Source organism: Flavobacterium aquicola, from assembly GCF_003385115.1.
Taxonomy (GTDB): Bacteria; Bacteroidota; Bacteroidia; order Flavobacteriales; family Flavobacteriaceae; genus Flavobacterium; species Flavobacterium aquicola.
The window spans coordinates 45,777-62,778 of the sequence record NZ_QUNI01000015.1; the positions used below are offsets into that span (position 1 = coordinate 45,777).

The window sequence follows — 17,002 nt, forward strand, 5'->3', positions numbered from 1 at the left end:
AATTCTGACTAATGCATAAAAATAGAAAACCACGCAGATTGCGTGGTTTTTTATTTTTATGCATTAGAATATTTACTAATTCCATCCCCCACCTAAAGCTCTGTATAATTGAATAGTGGAACTCAATTGGTTTTGCGTCAATTCAGAAAGACTTAATTCGGCGTCAAATAAAGAACGTTCAATGTCAAGAACTTCCAAGAAAGAAACATAACCATTATAATATCGGGCTTGTGATAATTCTAAATTTTTTCTAGCTGCAACTACCTGTTTATTTCTAGCTGCTAATTCTTCTTTATAAGTTCTCACATTCTGCAATGACTGCTCTACCTCAGCAACAGCAACTATACATGTTTTTTGATAATTTAACTTTGATTCCTCAGCAATTTGACGATAAATCTCTACTCTGCGTCTATTTTTCCCAAAGTTAAAAATAGGACCAGTAACAGAAGCACTTGCATTTTGCAGATAGGAAGACCCATCGAACAGATGATTCAAATCAGAATTGGCAAATCCTGCCAAAGCAGCAATATTAAATGATGGAAAACGCATAGCTTGTGCCACACCAATTCTTTCATTGGCGGCCATATACAATCTCTCAGCCTGATTTACGTCGGGTCTGTTGCGCAGTAAAATAGACGGAATTGACGCTGGCAATTCATTGGATATTTCAAGTTCCATATTGGTTTTGCCACGAGCAATTGGACCCGGGTTTTGACCAAGCAAAATCGAAATAACATTTTCAGTCTGTGTAATTTGTCGCTGAATAGCTGGAATTGTCGCTTCAGCAATTGCTACCTGCTGTTCAATCTGAAGCTTATCCACTTCTGAAACATATCCTGCCATAAACCTTTGATTAATAATCTCAAAGGCTTTTTTTCTGGATTCAAAAGTGTTTTGAGAAATTAACAGTCTGTTGTCAAGATCACGAAGCTGGAAATAGGAAACCGCAATATCACTAACTAAATTAGAAAGGATCACCTTGCGTCCTTCTTCACTGGCAATTAATTCATCTTGAGCAGCTCGGTTTTGATGGCGGATTTTACCCCAAAAATCCAATTCCCATGAAAGATTAGCAGATGCATTTGAAGGTACAAAAGTCTTTTTGTTACTGTTTACAGTTCCATTATAACCAATAGCTGGCAGTAAATCTGCTTTGGTATATCCAAGTTCTGCTCTGGTTCTTTCTATACGAGCCATAGCAATTCTCAGGTCATAATTGTTTTCAAGCCCTTTATGAATTAAGTCTTTCAGAACATCATCATTAAAGAGATCAAACCATTTAATATTAACTACAGAAGCTAAAGTATCGGCATTTGCAGCACTGTTTTGAAAATTAGCCGTATTCTGACCTTCAGGTTTTGCATATTTAGGTCCAACCAAACAGCCTGTCGGGAGTAATGCAAGAGCAAGAATAATAATTACTATTTTTAATTTATTCATCATGTTCCGTAGTATTTGAATCCATATTATTTTCAACTGCTACAACCTCGTTTTTCTTTTTTCCGATATTTTCAATCATCACAAATAAACCAGGTACTATTAACACTCCAAGAACTGTAGCAATCAGCATTCCGCTGAATACCGCCATTCCCATAACTATACGTGCTTGAGAGCCAGCTCCAGTAGCTGTAAGCAAAGGAACAACCCCAAGTATAAAGGCAAAAGCAGTCATTAATATTGGGCGAAAACGAAGTTTGGCTGCCACCATAGCTGATTCGTATAAAGGTTTTCCTTTTTCGTATTCTTCTTTGGCAAATTCTACAATCAAAATAGCATTCTTGGCGACAAGTCCAATCAGCAATACCAGTCCGATTTGTGCGAATACGTTATTCACATAAGCATCATTACCAAATCTTGCCAAGAACAACCCTAAAAATGCGCCAAACACTGCAAAAGGTGCGCCCAGCAATACACTGAATGGTAATTTCCAGCTTTCATACTGTGCGGCAAGAATTAAAAATACGAAAATTAAAGCCATAAGGAATACCGTACCGCCGCCAGGTGAATGTTTTTCCTGATAGGATAAGTTGATATAATCGTAACTCATATCTGCTGGCAGAGTTTCTTTGGCAACCTGTTCTAATGCTTCCAATGCCTGTGCACTACTGTAACCATCATTTGGACTACCTCCTATCTCGGCAGATCTAAATAAATTAAGACGGTTAGTAAAATCCGGTCCTGTAACTTTAGTTGCTGTAACTAAAGTTGAAACAGGCAGCATATCACCATTGTTATTCCTTACATAAATATTATTTAAATTTTCAGGTTTTAATCGATCCACAGCCTCACCTTGCAGGTATACTTTATACTGACGCCCAAAACGGTTAAAGTCATTTACATAACTTCCTCCCAAAAATGCTCCCAATACTTCAGTAACCTTAGAAACTGGAACTCCCAATTTCATCGCTTTTTCATTATCGATATCTAACTTAATCTGCGGCGTGCCTGCGTTGAAAGTTGTATAAATCCTTTTAATTTCGGGACGTTTTTGTGCAGCAGCAATAAAGGCCTGTGTTTGCTGTGCTAAGTATTGTGCCGAATTTCCTCCTCTGTCCTGCAGCATCAAACTAAAACCTGCAGAGGCTCCAAGACCTTGAATCGCTGGAGGCCCAAAAGAAAATGCCGTAGCAGTAGTAATTTGAGTTGCCAGTTTTTTGTTCAGTCTATCAACAAACTGTTTCGCCGTTTCTGTTCTTTCTTCCCAAGGTTTTAAGGAGATAAAAATGAAAGCATTATTAGGCTGATATGAGTTGGTAAGCATACTAAATCCATTAATTGTGGTATAAGACAATATGGATTCCTCTTCTTTCAAAAAGCCATCTACTTTTTTGGAAATTTCATCTGTACGCTGCAACGAAGAAGCTGGCGGCAATGCAATGTTCACCAATACATACCCTTGATCCTCTTCAGGTATAAATCCTGGAGGTATTCCTTTCCCTAAAAATACTACAGCAACTAAAACTACTGCTAGCAAAAGAACAATACGCATTGCTTTTTTAGCAAAAAAAGTGGCTCCTGTTATATATTTATCGGTTACTTTTTCAAAAATACGGTTGAAACCAGTAAAGAACTTAGCTAACCAACCTGTTTGTTCACTAACTGGTTTTGTTGGTTTTAAAAGCATGGCACACAACGCAGGACTTAATGACAAAGCACTAAATGCTGAGAAAGCTACCGAGACGGCAATGGTTATTGCAAACTGCTGGTAAAAACGTCCTGTAATACCAGGTGTCATTGCTACTGGTACAAACACCGCAATCAAGATAAGAGCGATAGCAATTACTGGCCCCGACACTTCTTTCATAGCCTGAATAGTTGCTTCCTTTGGATTTTTTCCATGCTCGATATGATGTATTACGGCTTCAACAACCACAATCGCATCATCCACAACAATACCAATCGCCAATACTAACCCTAATAATGACAAAGTATTAATAGAGAATCCTAACATTGGGAAAACGGCAATCGTTCCAATTAACGAAACTGGTACCGTAATCAATGGAATCAAAGTAGCACGCCAGTTTTGAAGAAAAATAAATACCACAAGAATAACCAGTAATACAGCTTCAAATAAGGTATGTACGATATCATCAACTCCTGCCGTAATAGCAAGTGTTGTATCCAGTGATTCTTGATAAACGAGGTCTTTTGGGAATTTTTCAGACATTTCTTTCATAGCTTTTTTAGCTAATTCAGAAACTTCAAGTGCATTACTTCCAGGCATTTGATATAATGCAATTACGGCACTTGGCGAGCTATTTCTGCGGGCAGTTGAACTGTAGTTTTCGGTACCCAATTCGATTCTTGCAATATCGCTTAATACTACTTCGGCGCCGTCTGATTTACTTTTTACAACAATTTTTGCAAACTCATTTTCAGTCACCAAACGATCTTGTAATGTAACACCATAAGTAAAATCAGTTCCCATTGGAGCAGGCTCAGCGCCAAATTTCCCACCAGGACTAATCATATTCTGCGCATTCAGGGCATTTTTTACATCATCGACTGTAATCCCCAATTTACTCATTACATCTGCCTTTAACCAAATACGCATAGAATAATCACTTCCGCCAAAAAGAGAAACCTCTCCAACCCCTTTTATACGGGCTAATTGATCTACAATATTGATACTTGCATAATTATTTAAAAATTTAGCATCGTATTTTGGATTGGTAGATGTTACCGTAAATAACATCATCGGGAATGACAATGATTTTTTTACCACTACCCCTTGCTGTTTTACACTTGAAGGCATAAAAGGCGCAGATTGATTCTGCCTGTTTTGGGTAAGCATATTGGCATTATCCAAATTTGTTCCTACGTCAAAAGTTACCTCGATAGTACAAGCTCCATCTGAAGTATTTGTCGATTTTATGTAAAGCATCTGCTCTACTCCATTTACCTTCTGCTCAATTGGAGTAGCTACGGCCTGCTCCACATTTAAGGCATTTGCTCCTGTAAAACTAGTTGTGATTTTTACAACGGGCGGATTGATATCTGGATATTGTGATATTGGCGTCTTTTGCAATGCAAGCAATCCGAGTATCACAATTATGATACTAAGCACCATTGCTACAATTGGTCTTCTAACAAAAAATTCTCCCATAAAATGATGTATCTAATTTATTATTTAGCGCCTGACTAATTTTCTGTTTTACCAGGAGTCCATTCTGTTATTTTTGGAGTAATAACACTTCCTGCTTTTAATAATGAAGTGCCTCCAAAAGCGACCTTATCATTGGCAGTTAATCCATCCGTAACGATATAAGAATCTTTATAGGCCGGTCCTACCTGAATAATTTTCATATCTACTTTATTATTGTTATCCACAACATAAACCTGAAAAACACCTTGCATTTCAATTACTGAGCGCTGCGGTATAATTATTGAATTTTTGCGGACATCCGTAACAACTTTTGCTTTTACAAATTGACCGGGACGAAGTAATCTGTCTGGATTTGCAAATGCTGCTTCAAAAGTCACCGCACCAGTTGTCGGGTCTATTTGTCTGTCGGCAAAACTGATTTTTCCAGTTTCAGGATAAACAGAACCATCTGACAAAAGCAATGAAACTGATTTTCCAGCTCCAACCAAAGAGGAATTTTTCTTGCTGATTTCTCTAAAAATACGAAGAAACTCCTGCTCACTCATCGTAAAACGAACTCTTACATCACCTAAATCTGAAATTGTATTTAAAACAGAAACAGCGCCTGGTCTCACATAATCCCCTACTCTAACTTTGGATATTCCAATCAATCCAGAAATTGGGGCTGTAATTCTGCAGTAACCTAATTCAATTCGTGCGTTTTCTAAATTAGCTTTGGTTGCTTTTAACGAAGCTTGAGAAGCGTTATAGGCCGATTTGGCTGCAATAAGTTCTCTTTGGCTGACAGCATTCATTTTGGCTAACGGCACCATCATATCATAATCTGATTTGGTTTTTGCCATTCTTGCTTCTATTTCAGCTAACTTTCCTTCGGCCTCATTCAATTTGGCTTGATAAGGTAGTGGATCAATAGTATATAATAATGTTCCTTTGGTAACTATTTCTCCTTCTCTAAAATTAAGACTCTCAATAACACCGTCAACTCTAGGATTTATCTGAATATCTGATTGACCAAAAGTTTGCCCAGTAAATTCAGACTCAAGTTTAACATCTTGCTGTGCCACTTTTACCACTGCAATTTCTAAAGGTTTAGCCTCTGGGGCTGCTTCCTTTTTACAAGAAATAAATAAAGTTGAAAAAGCTATAGCAAAAAATAATATCTTATTCTTTTTAAATCCATTCATAAAAATTGTTGTTAAAATTAATAGAACCAAAAATACTGTAAAAACCTTAAAATTTAAAAACTAAATTACAAAAAGACTGTGAATTACTCTTAAATAATTACAAAAAAATATTTTTTATATTAGCTATTAAGCAGAAACATTGAAAAATCGATGCTTTTGTAAATTTTTACCGTCATTATTGAAAAATACTGACATAGTTTAAAAGAAACATATTCTAAAAAACTCTTCGTCAAACCATTATCAAGCATGCAAAAAAATATCGCAGATTAAATCTACACTATGGACAAATCGTATTTAATATTAAAAATAATACCTGTAATCATTTTTTCACTAAATTAGTTCATTAATAATTCATTAAATTTTTGATACTAAAAAAAGATTCTTTGCTTTTTTACAGACAAATAACAGCCTTTTTCACTAACATTAAATTTCGGGATTATGTCAAAATCGAATAAAAAAGAACAAAATGACTTTGAAGAAAAACTAATAGATTTAAGTACTTTAAGCAAAAAAGAATTAGTTCAGAGAGCCAAAAAATTCTCAAAACAATATTGTGTTGGCGATGGAAAGGGATTTAAGCTAAAGGACTATGAAACTAAAGCCAGTTTCAATCTGGGTGAAGAAGGAAAACCTTTGGTAAAGCAAACTTTAGAAATAGGTGTTGAAGCTTTGGCTGCACTTCAGGATATATTATATGCACAGGACAAATGGTCGGTACTGCTTATTTTTCAGGCGATGGATGCTGCGGGCAAAGACGGAGCGATTAAACATGTTATGTCGGGTGTGAATCCTCAGGGATGTCAGGTTTTTTCTTTTAAGGCTCCCAGTTCTGAGGATTTAGATCATGACTTTTTATGGCGCTGTCAAAAGCATCTGCCAGAGCGTGGCCGTATTGGTATTTTTAACCGCTCTTATTATGAAGAACTTTTGGTCGTTAGGGTACATGAACAGATTTTAAAAAGCCAAAAACTTCCAGAAAAGCTGTTTACCAAAGACATTTGGGAAGATCGGTTTGAAGATATTCGCAACTTTGAAAAATACTTGAATAGAAATGGAACTATCGTAATTAAATTTTTCCTTAATGTTTCTAAGAAAGAACAGAAAGAACGTTTCATCGAACGTGTAGACAACCCCGACAAAAACTGGAAATTTAGTGCCGCTGATGCCAAAGAGCGCGGTTACTGGAATGATTATATGCACGCTTATGAAGAATTAATAAAAAACACCTCAACCAAAAAATCGCCTTGGTATGTAATTCCAGCCGACAACAAATCCTATGCCCGTATCGCTGTTGCATCGGCAATTATCACGGCATTGGAAGAACTTGATTTGGAATATCCAAAAGTAAGTCAGGCAAAAATAGATGAATTACAAGCTGTCAAGCAAGCTTTGCTAAATGAGGAAGACTAATTTTTTAGCTCATAGTGAATAATTTAAATTATGATTTCTAGACTATTTCCAGTCATAAACTGGATTAAGGAATACAAAATAAAAGACTTAAAAAGCGACTTCATAGCTGGAATTACGCTCGCAGCTTATGGAATTCCTGTATCGATGGCTTATGCTACTCTTGCAGGACTGCCTCCGCAATACGGAATTTACGGTTATCTTATTGGCGGTATCTTTTACGCTTTATTGGGAAGCAGTAAGCAATTGGCAATTGGTCCTACATCGGCAATTTCATTATTGATTGGAACTACGATAGCCATTATGGCAAACGGCGATGTACAGCGCTGGGCAGATATTGCCTCGCTAACCGCCTTACTGTTTTCGGTCTTAGCCATCGCTGCCTATTTCCTGCGATTGAGCGGTATTATCAATTTTATCAGCGAAACAGTTTTGGTTGGTTTCAAGGCGGGAGCTGCCATAACCATTGGACTGACGCAATTGCCCAAACTCTTTGGTATAAAAGGCGGTGGCGAAAACTTTCTGGATCGTATTATTACTCTTTTTCAGCAAATTACAGACACTAATGTCACTGTTTTTCTTTTTGGGGTTACTGCGATTATCATTTTAATTGCCGGCGAAAAAATACTTCCCGGAAAACCAATTGCCATTTTGGTTGTAATTGCTTCCATTATACTCATCTCAACAACATCTTTAACAGATCATGGCTTTTCAACTGTTGGGGTAATTCCAACAGGGTTGCCAGAATTTCATTTGCCAACATTGCGAATGAAGGATGTAGATGGTGTACTGCCACTCGCATTGGCTTGCTTTCTACTGTCTTATATCGAAAGTGTCTCGGCAGCTAGAACATTGGCACAAAAAAATGGATACACCATTGATTCCCGCCAAGAATTACTGGCACTAGGAGTAGCTAATGCCGCTGTAGCTTTTGGACAAGGCTACCCAGTAGCTGGCGGATTATCGCAATCTGCCGTAAATGACAGTGCAGGAGCAAAAACAACAATATCCTTAGTATTTGCATCAGCTGCGATTGCCTTTTGTTTATTGTTCTTAACTGGATTTCTTCAAAATCTGCCAACTGTGATTCTGGCTTCTATAGTATTAGTGGCAATTCGAGGGCTTTTTGACTTGGATGAAATCAAACACCTCTATAAAATAAACAAGCAGGAATTTTATATAGCAATGATTGCACTTGTTGGCGTTCTCATTTGGGGAATACTTACTGGAGTTTTATTGGCTGCCATAATCACTTTGATATTGCTGATAAAAGCAACCTCAACTCCAAATGTCGCATTTTTAGGCAGAATACCACACACCAAACGCTATACAGACATGAAACGTCATGCCGATAACGAAATCATTCAAGGAGTATTAATTGTCAGAATAGAATCTTCCATATTTTATTTCAATACCGAATACATCAAAGAGCAGATATGGGAAAAAATTAACAGCGAATCCGATTTAGTCAAAGCAGTAATACTAGACCTCAATTCCTCTCCACGCATTGATATTGCCGGAGCGCGATTCCTAAAACAATTATTTATTGATTTAAAATCAAAGAATATTTCTCTAAAAGTTGCCGAAGCCCGCTCCGAGGTTCGAGACACTTTGCGCGCTGAAGGGCTCGAAGAGCTTTTGGGACACATCAGCAGAGGTGTTTCTGTAGATGATTTGGTGGTGAGTGCAATTCAAAAATAAATATTCAACACAATAAATTCGTAAAAATGAAAGTAACCACACTTTTTCTTTTGATAATAACTTTAATTTCTTGCAATTCAAAATCAAATAAATATGATGAATTAATACTTGGAGATTGGATAGAAGTCCTTGAAAAAGTACAAACACAAAGAAATGAAAATGGTATAAAACTTCCCCCTAAATTAAATCGTAATACAGTCCTAGGCTATTCATTTGCCAAAAAAGGAATCGTTGAAAATAAACTTGGCTATTTTGACAGAAGCAGAAAAGATAAAGATGGAAGAACTAAAACTAAATTTTTAGGAACGACAACAAAATACAAAATTGAAAACGACAGTTTAAAGACCTATAATCTTATTGACAAAAAATGGTTTAATGCTAAAATCTTAAAACTCACTAAAGACACATTAATTTTAGAATATAAAGACAAATCAAAAGATAAATTTATCAGGAAAAAATACAAAACTGATAACATTAAATCTTTTGATAAAATAATTATCTCGACTTCAGGTTGTTACGGATTTTGCCCTGTAAGAGATATTATTATTTCCAAATCGGGTGAAATATTTTATTACGGTAAAATGTATGTTGACAAAAAAGGTTTTTTTAAATCAAAAATTAGCACAAAAGATTTTTTAAAAATTGAAAATGACTTTAAAAAAGCAAATTACATGAATCTTAAAGATGAATATATTGCAAGTCATACTGATGATATGACAATCACTGTAACATTTGTCAAGAATGACCAAATATTAAAAACTATAACTGATTACGGAAACGAATCGCCTACAGAATTAAAGTGGGCTGTATTGCCAACACTATTTCTTGATCAACAAATTAAATTAGAACAAATAAACAATTCAAAGGTATATATGGATTTTGGGTATTGCAATTTCATCGATGGAAATCAATTGATTGAACTAACTAAATCTGAATGTTTTTATCTGAAAATCTTATTGCTAAGTTGTAGAGAAGTTAAAAAAGATTTTAAATCAAAATACATAATCCATTATTGGGAAAATGAGACCGAAAAGAAAATGAAAACTGATGGACAATATTTTAAATTTGAGATTGAAAAAGGAAAGTTCATTATTTTAGATTTGGGATATAATTTTTTAGACAAAAATAATCTGTTAAAAAGGATAAGAAAAAAAAATGAATACGACTTTTAAAATTTGAAATAATTGAAAAAAAGAAAAATGTTGTCTAGCCCCGATTGAAACGAAAATCTTATAAGCCGGATTTGGTTTTATAAGATTGTAATGAAAAATGAGAGGAATCTTCCTGCTAACTAGTCAAGAATCTGCTATTCATTTGAATACTTCGGCTAAAAGCAATACTTTTGCATCATTAGAATCTCTTTATAAAATATTTGATTTTGACACTAGTCGCTTGACTTTTGTTTGTTCGGTATATCATTGCGATACACACGAATCCAATAATTATACAATCAATTTTATAAAGAATAAAGATGAAAAAAATAAAAATAGCCGTTATTGGCGGTACCGGAAAATCAGGAAAATACCTTGTACAACAATTAATAAATCAGGGTTTTCAAATAAAATTACTTCTTAGAAATCCGGATAATTTTCAAATCAACAACAATAAGGTCGAAATCATTGAAGGGAATGTAGTCAATTATGATGACATTTATAATTTGGTCGAAGGCTGTGAGGCGGTAATTAGTACTTTGGGATTAGGAATTCCTGCGAACGAACCTACCATTTTCAGTCAGTCTACTATTAATGTTCTAAAAGCCATGAATGAATTCAAAATCCAGCGTTACATTGTGATAACAGGGTTAAATGTGGATACACCTTTTGATAACAAAAGCGAGAAAACAGCATTTGGAACGGAATGGATGAAGAAAAATTTTCCTGTTTCAACCGCTGATAAACAATCTGAATATGAAATGTTGGTTAAAAGTGAGGTTGATTGGACGTTAGTCCGTCTTCCAATGATTGAACAAACTGATGAAACTAATCAAATCAGCATTAATTTGCAGGATTGTCCAGGCGAAAAAATAAGTGCAATCAATTTGGCAAACTTTCTAATTGAGCAGCTTTCGGATGATCCGTTTGTCAGGAAATCTCCATTTATAGCGAATAGCTAATATAAAATTAAGGGCAAGTCTTTTTCCGGACTTGCCCTTTGTTCTTTAAAATGGTTATGTTTTTTCTAAAAAAGCAGATTGTTGAATTTTAGCCCCGATAGTAGTGGAAATCCTTGTGGGCTGGAGTTCAGCCCGCAAGATTGTAACGGATAGCGGGAGGAATCTTCCTGAAAATGCACAATGTTCTTGCTCCTAAAAATTAATATTATTCGCTTTTAAAAGCTGATAAATTATAATATTCCGCTAAATCGCATTTGAAAATCGCAAAAGTTCACTAATTTTGCGCCCGATTTCGAACTTATTATTACGAAATCGACACATATTTTCTAAACTTAAACTGTTTATAGCATGCAACTGTACAACACCTTAAGCGCAGAAGAAAGAGCCATCCTAATTGATGATGCCGGTAAACAACGACTTACGTTGTCTTTCTATGCGTATGCCAAAATTCAAGATCCTAAACAATTTCGCGACGATTTATTTGTAGCCTGGAACGCACTCGATGCTTTGGGCCGAATTTATGTTGCCAACGAAGGTATAAATGCTCAAATGAGTATTCCTGCCGAAAATCTGGAGGCTTTTAGGGCAACTCTGGAAGTTTATGATTTTATGAAAGGCATTCGTTTGAATGAAGCGGTGGAGCACGATGATCATTCATTTTTGAAATTGACAATCAAAGTGCGCCATAAAATTGTGGCCGATGGTTTGAACGACGATACTTTTGATGTTACCAATATTGGCGTTCACCTGAAAGCCAAAGAATTCAATGAAATACTTGACGATCCCAACACCATAGTGGTGGATTTTAGAAATCACTACGAAAGCGAAGTGGGGCATTTTAAAGGCGCAATTACTCCCGATGTGGAAACTTTCAGAGAGAGTTTGCCAATTATCAACGAACAGCTTCAAAACCATAAAGAAGATAAAAACCTAGTGATGTATTGTACCGGAGGTATTCGTTGCGAAAAAGCAAGTGCTTATTTCAAACACCAAGGTTTTAAAAATGTTTTTCAACTGGAAGGCGGGATTATTAATTACGCCAAACAACTTGAGGCCGAAGGTTTGGAAAGCAAATTCATTGGTAAAAACTTTGTATTTGACAACCGTCTTGGCGAAAGAATTACCGATGATATTATTTCGCAATGCCACCAATGCGGAAAACCTTGCGACAATCATACTAATTGTGAAAATGACGGATGCCATTTGTTGTTTATCCAATGTGATGAATGCAAAAGTGCAATGGAAAACTGCTGCTCTACTGAATGTCTTGATATAATCCACATGCCTTTGGTAGATCAGGTGCGATTGAGAACCGGACAACAAGTTGGAAACAAAGTCTTCAGAAAAGGAAAATCTGAAAATTTGAAATTCAAACATTCAGGCGAACTGCCAAATACTTCTTTGGCAACTAGCGACAAACCAAGCGATATTCGTCAAAAAATAAAAGTTAAGAAAGTACTTCTTGGAAAAGCGGAACATTATTATGTGAAAGCACAAGTTGGGCAATTTACGGTTGAGAATCACGAAGTAAATTGCGGAGATAAAATTTTAATTTCAGGGCCAACTACTGGTAATCAGGAATTGGTTTTGGATAAAATGATCGTTGATGGTGCTGAAATTGCTATTGCAAAGATTGGAGATAAAGTTACTTTTGAAGTTCCTTTTAGAATTAGATTGTCAGATAAAATATATAAAATTTTAGAATAGTTTATCATGGCAACAACAAACAAAATAGAACTTATGGCTCCCGCTGGGAACTTTGAGTCGCTTCAGGCTGGATTGGACAATGGTGCTGATTCTGTTTATTTCGGAGTAGAGCAATTGAATATGCGCGCGCGTGCCACGGTAAATTTCACAATGGATGATTTGCCGGAAATCGCACGCCGTTGCGAAGCCAAAAACGTCAGAAGTTATTTGACGCTGAATACTATTATTTACGATCATGATTTATCGGTTGTAAAAACCTTATTGAACAAAGCCAAAGAAGCCAATATCACAGCAGTAATTGCCTCCGACCAAGCTGTAATTGCCATGGCGAGGGGAATAGGAATGGAAGTCCATATTTCGACCCAGTTGAATATTACTAACATCGAAACCATTAGATTCTACAGTCTTTTTGCCGATACGATGGTTTTGAGTCGTGAATTGAGTTTGCGCCAAGTAAAAAAAATCACGGAACAAATCGAGAAGGAACAAATCAAAGGGCCAAACGGTAAATTAGTAGAAATAGAAATCTTTGGTCACGGCGCTTTGTGTATGGCTGTTTCAGGAAAATGCTATTTGAGTCTGCATTCGCATAACTCATCGGCAAACCGAGGTGCGTGCAAACAAAATTGCCGTAAAAAATACACCGTTATTGATCAGGAAACCGGTTTCGAAATCGAGTTGGATAACGAATACATGATGTCTCCAAAAGATTTATGTACGCTGGATTTTCTGGATCAGGTTATGGATTCGGGTATTCAAGTTTTGAAGATTGAAGGCAGAGGCCGAGCTCCTGAATATGTGGCTACCGTAATTAAAACCTACCGTGAAGCGATTGACAGCTATTATGAAGGTACTTTTACCAAAGAAAAAATTACTGTTTGGATGGAAGCATTGAACACCGTTTACAACCGTGGTTTTTGGTCGGGTTATTATCTCGGACAGGAATTGGGCGAATGGAGCGATGTTTCCGGATCTGTCGCGACACAAAAGAAAGTGTATGTGGGGAAAGGAACTCATTTTTTTCCAAAAGCCGAAATTGGTCAATTCAAAATTGAAGCTTACGACATTAAAGTCGGTGATAAAATATTGGTAACTGGACCAAGTACTGGAGCTCAGGAAATGGTTATCGAAGAAATGTTTGTGAACGATACTACAGCAGACAAAGCCACCAAAGGAGACGACTGTACTTTGAAACTTCCTTTCAGAATCCGTATGTCCGACAAATTATACAAAATAGTCGAAGCCTAATGGTTATTGTAACACTGCAAAGAGACAAATGCATTGGGTGCAACTATTGTGTGGAAATGGCACCGGTTCAATTTCAAATGTCCAAAAAAGACGGAAAATCGGTGCTGATTAAAAGCGTAAACGCCAAAGGTTTTTTTACTTTGAAATCGCCTGATCACACCATAGCTGAAAGTTGCGAACTAGCTGCAAAGTCTTGTCCTGTGAAAATTATTTCAGTGAAAGAGACTTAGAATTATATTAAAATAAACCCTTTCAAAAAAATTTCTGAAAGGGTTTTATGATTTAAAGAGCTCACTGAGTAACCTGTTTCCTCCTTTTATTTCTTTGTTTCAATAGTAACTTTTCCAAGTTTACCATTAAAATGAGCAGATACGCCATAATCGGCAACCGATGTTCCATCGTCAGTTCCTATATCGGCAAGATCATCTACAGAGAATATTCCTGGCTGGGTTTTATCTAATCTGCCTTCTGCTGTTTTGTTTCCATCAACTGTAATAGTTGCAGCACCGCCTTTTCCTAAACCGCCGCCATCATATTTAAAATCATATACAATAGTATGTTTTCCAGGTGCCAAAGCTTGGCTTGATGAAACATTAAAGGACTTCAGACCAAGGTAATTATAGGTAAATACAGGTCTGCCATCTTTTAGATAAAAAGAAAAACCGCCAAATTTTCCGCCCTGGCAAACGATTACACCATTTGCATTTTCTTTAACTTCTACCTCACTTGTTATAGTATAGGATGTATTTCGTGTATTTATAAAAACATCAATTCCCATTCCCTTCATTCCTTCACCGTAGGTAACCTTAGTTCTTTCTCCCATCAGGTCTGGACGCCCAACTGACTTGGCATCAGTTCTTTCAAATAAGCGATCATCAATTGGAAGTACGTGATATTTTTCTGCCTCAGCCATAAATAGAGCCTGAAGTTCTTTTAGTTTTGCAGGATTTTGTGTCGCTAAATTTTTGCTTAATGTAAAATCCGCATTTGAGTCATACAAATCCCAAGTATCCTCTAGTAATGTAGCTGTTGGTTTTTGCTTCCAAGCCGGTCTGTGAATCGTTCTTGCATACCAGCCATTACTGTAAATAGCTCTGTTACCAAACATTTCGAAGTATTGGGTTGTGTGGCGTTCTTTTGCTTTAGCATCATCAAAACTATATAGCATACTTGTTCCTTCAATAGGATCCTGCTGGATTCCATTTACCATTTTTGGTGCAGGAATTTTACAAGCTTCAAATATTGTTGGTGCAATATCGATAACATGTGCAAACTGTGTACGTACTTCTCCTTTTGCCTTAATGCCAGCCGGCCATCTAATTACCATGCCATTACGGGTTCCCCCAAAATCGGAAGCTACCTGTTTAGTATATGAAAAAGGGGCATCCATTGCCACAGCCCATCCCGCAGCAAAGTGTGGATAAGTATTTGGCCCTCCCCATTCGTCAATGTGTTTCAACTGATCCTCAACCGTTTCAGGAACCTGATTAAAATAAGTCATTTCATTAAATAAACCATTCATAGTTCCTTCGGCACTGGCTCCGTTATCCCCTGCCACATAAATAAACACGGTGTTGTCCATTACCCCAAGATCATCAATTGCATCATAAAGACGGCCTATTTCATGATCTGTATGTTCTCCAAAACCTGCATACGTTTCCATCTGACGGGCAAATAATTTTTTCTCATCTGCAGAAAGTTTTCCCCAATCTTTTATATCAGTTGGTTTAGGTCCCAATTGTGCATTCTGAGGTACAAGTCCTAATCGTTTTTGACGCTCCAATGTTTCCTGTCTAAGCTTATCCCATCCCTGATCGAATTTACCTTTATACTTATCGATGTATTCCTTTGGCGCATGGTGCGGTGCATGTGTTGCACCTGTAGCAAAATAAATCATAAAAGGCTTATCCGGAGTTAGTGCTTTTTGAAAACGTACCCAGCTGATAGCCTGATTGGTCATGTCGGTTGTGAAATGATAATTGGGATCTTTAGGAAGTTCTACTTGAGTTGTTCCGTCGTAAACAAGCGGCGCCCATTGATTAGTCTCTCCGCCAATAAAACCATAAAATTTATCAAACCCAGAATGAGTTGGCCAGCGATCTAATGAACCTGAAACCGAAATTTCCCACGGCGGAGTTTCATGATACTTCCCAAAAGCTGCTGTACTGTAGCCGTTTTGTCTCAGCACTTCAGCCATTGGTGTTATAGATTGTGGTCTGATACCGTTATTACCAGGAAAAGCAGTAGCAGTTTCCATAATAGATCCTGCATTATTACTATGATGATTGTAACCCGTTAATAATGCAACACGTGTAGGAGAACAAAGTGATGTAGTATGAAAACGGTTATAACTAATTCCCTCAGTACCTAACTTATCCAGAACAGGCATATTAATAGGTCCTCCAAAACGGCTTGAAGCTCCAAAACCCATATCGTCAATTAAAACGACAACAACATTGGGAGAGCCTTTCGGGGCAGTAACTTCCCAGCGTGCTGGAGCTTTTGCATTTCTGGCATCCAATTCTTTGTAGGTTTCACGTTCAGGCTGTTTGATTGGGAGTGAATTTCTATCGAGCTGGTCCTGCGCGGTTACTGTCATTGACAGTATGCTAAAACTAGTTAATAATAGAATTGGAGGGATTTTCAATTTTCGCATGGTTTTCAATTAAATTAATATTAAGTGCATTTTAAGAACGATTATAATTCAACTTGTAAATAAATTAAATATAAATTTATAAAAAAATATACAAAAAGACTGTAATTGCACCATTATCAATAAATTAAAATAGTACGAATATGTTAATTGATTAAAATATTTGCAATATTAAAAACGCAAAGTCTCTTGAAACTTGCTTTACTACAGCAGCAAATGACTTCTTTATATACCATCACATTTTTAATTTGCCATAATTCATTGATTCCTTGCTGCTTTTATATCTTCTGGTACGATCTAAAAAAACTATCTTTAATTATCAAAAATCAAAATACTGTTCTTAACTTAACACCATCAATCTTTAGAATAATTTTTTTGAATTT

The 17,002-nt window shown here is 36.5% G+C and carries 11 protein-coding genes; 7 read left to right on the forward strand and 4 right to left on the reverse strand.

What is annotated here, in order from left to right; translation table 11 throughout:
* Positions 1–75: 75 nt before the first annotated feature.
* From C8P67_RS19280 to C8P67_RS19290, 3 genes are read right to left on the reverse strand one after another with little or no spacing between them, the layout of a single operon-like run.
* Positions 76–1,443 carry an efflux transporter outer membrane subunit gene (locus C8P67_RS19280; RefSeq protein WP_245980519.1) on the reverse strand — a complete coding sequence of 456 codons (1,368 nt, stop codon included), beginning with the start codon at positions 1,441–1,443 and terminating at the stop codon, positions 76–78.
* Positions 1,433–4,606, reverse strand: coding sequence for an efflux RND transporter permease subunit (locus C8P67_RS19285; protein ID WP_115814820.1), 3,174 nt, complete (start codon positions 4,604–4,606; stop codon positions 1,433–1,435). The genes C8P67_RS19280 and C8P67_RS19285 overlap by 11 nt, the downstream gene beginning before the upstream one ends.
* Positions 4,607–4,641: 35 nt before the next feature.
* A complete protein-coding gene (locus tag C8P67_RS19290) occupies positions 4,642–5,790 on the reverse strand; it encodes an efflux RND transporter periplasmic adaptor subunit (RefSeq protein ID WP_115814821.1) in 1,149 nt (382 codons plus the stop codon).
* Between the two features lie 438 nt (positions 5,791–6,228).
* Between C8P67_RS19290 and C8P67_RS19295 the strand changes: the two genes are divergently transcribed.
* The 7 genes from C8P67_RS19295 (at position 6,229) to C8P67_RS19325 (ending at position 14,196) form a co-directional block, all read left to right on the forward strand.
* Positions 6,229–7,200, forward strand: coding sequence for a polyphosphate kinase 2 family protein (locus C8P67_RS19295; protein ID WP_115814822.1), 972 nt, complete (start codon positions 6,229–6,231; stop codon positions 7,198–7,200).
* Between the two features lie 30 nt (positions 7,201–7,230).
* Positions 7,231–8,898 carry a SulP family inorganic anion transporter gene (locus C8P67_RS19300; RefSeq protein ID WP_115814823.1) on the forward strand — a complete coding sequence of 556 codons (1,668 nt, stop codon included), beginning with the start codon at positions 7,231–7,233 and terminating at the stop codon, positions 8,896–8,898.
* A gap of 26 nt (positions 8,899–8,924) precedes the next feature.
* Positions 8,925–10,070, forward strand: coding sequence for a DUF6438 domain-containing protein (locus C8P67_RS19305; protein WP_115814824.1), 1,146 nt, complete (start codon positions 8,925–8,927; stop codon positions 10,068–10,070).
* Positions 10,071–10,369: 299 nt separating this feature from the next.
* On the forward strand, positions 10,370–11,011 hold the full coding sequence (locus C8P67_RS19310; protein ID WP_115814825.1) for an NAD(P)-dependent oxidoreductase: 642 nt from the start codon (positions 10,370–10,372) through the stop codon (positions 11,009–11,011).
* 348 nt (positions 11,012–11,359) lie between these two features.
* Positions 11,360–12,718 (forward strand): oxygen-dependent tRNA uridine(34) hydroxylase TrhO, encoded by a 1,359-nt coding sequence (gene trhO, locus C8P67_RS19315; RefSeq protein WP_115814826.1) that lies wholly within the window; start codon positions 11,360–11,362, stop codon positions 12,716–12,718.
* Positions 12,719–12,724: 6 nt separating this feature from the next.
* Complete coding sequence (locus C8P67_RS19320) at positions 12,725–13,966, forward strand: peptidase U32 family protein (RefSeq protein ID WP_115814827.1); 1,242 nt, start codon at positions 12,725–12,727, stop codon at positions 13,964–13,966.
* The gene (locus C8P67_RS19325; RefSeq protein ID WP_115814828.1) at positions 13,966–14,196 is read left to right on the forward strand and encodes a ferredoxin; all 231 of its coding nucleotides are present in this window, start codon (positions 13,966–13,968) and stop codon (positions 14,194–14,196) included. Before C8P67_RS19320 ends, C8P67_RS19325 begins: the two co-directional genes overlap by 1 nt.
* Positions 14,197–14,282: 86 nt before the next feature.
* Here the strand turns inward: C8P67_RS19325 and C8P67_RS19330 are convergent, their stop codons facing one another.
* Positions 14,283–16,622 carry an arylsulfatase gene (locus tag C8P67_RS19330; protein ID WP_115814829.1) on the reverse strand — a complete coding sequence of 780 codons (2,340 nt, stop codon included), beginning with the start codon at positions 16,620–16,622 and terminating at the stop codon, positions 14,283–14,285.
* Positions 16,623–17,002: the final 380 nt, after the last annotated feature.

Coding starts and splice junctions, on each gene's coding strand:
- C8P67_RS19280 (WP_245980519.1), bottom strand. CDS start 1,443: ATGATGAATAAATTAAAAATAGTAATTATTATTCTTGCTCTTGCATTA.
- C8P67_RS19285 (WP_115814820.1), bottom strand. CDS start 4,606: ATGGGAGAATTTTTTGTTAGAAGACCAATTGTAGCAATGGTGCTTAGT.
- C8P67_RS19290 (WP_115814821.1), bottom strand. CDS start 5,790: ATGAATGGATTTAAAAAGAATAAGATATTATTTTTTGCTATAGCTTTT.
- C8P67_RS19295 (WP_115814822.1), top strand. CDS start 6,229: ATGTCAAAATCGAATAAAAAAGAACAAAATGACTTTGAAGAAAAACTA.
- C8P67_RS19300 (WP_115814823.1), top strand. CDS start 7,231: ATGATTTCTAGACTATTTCCAGTCATAAACTGGATTAAGGAATACAAA.
- C8P67_RS19305 (WP_115814824.1), top strand. CDS start 8,925: ATGAAAGTAACCACACTTTTTCTTTTGATAATAACTTTAATTTCTTGC.
- C8P67_RS19310 (WP_115814825.1), top strand. CDS start 10,370: ATGAAAAAAATAAAAATAGCCGTTATTGGCGGTACCGGAAAATCAGGA.
- trhO (WP_115814826.1), top strand. CDS start 11,360: ATGCAACTGTACAACACCTTAAGCGCAGAAGAAAGAGCCATCCTAATT.
- C8P67_RS19320 (WP_115814827.1), top strand. CDS start 12,725: ATGGCAACAACAAACAAAATAGAACTTATGGCTCCCGCTGGGAACTTT.
- C8P67_RS19325 (WP_115814828.1), top strand. CDS start 13,966: ATGGTTATTGTAACACTGCAAAGAGACAAATGCATTGGGTGCAACTAT.
- C8P67_RS19330 (WP_115814829.1), bottom strand. CDS start 16,622: ATGCGAAAATTGAAAATCCCTCCAATTCTATTATTAACTAGTTTTAGC.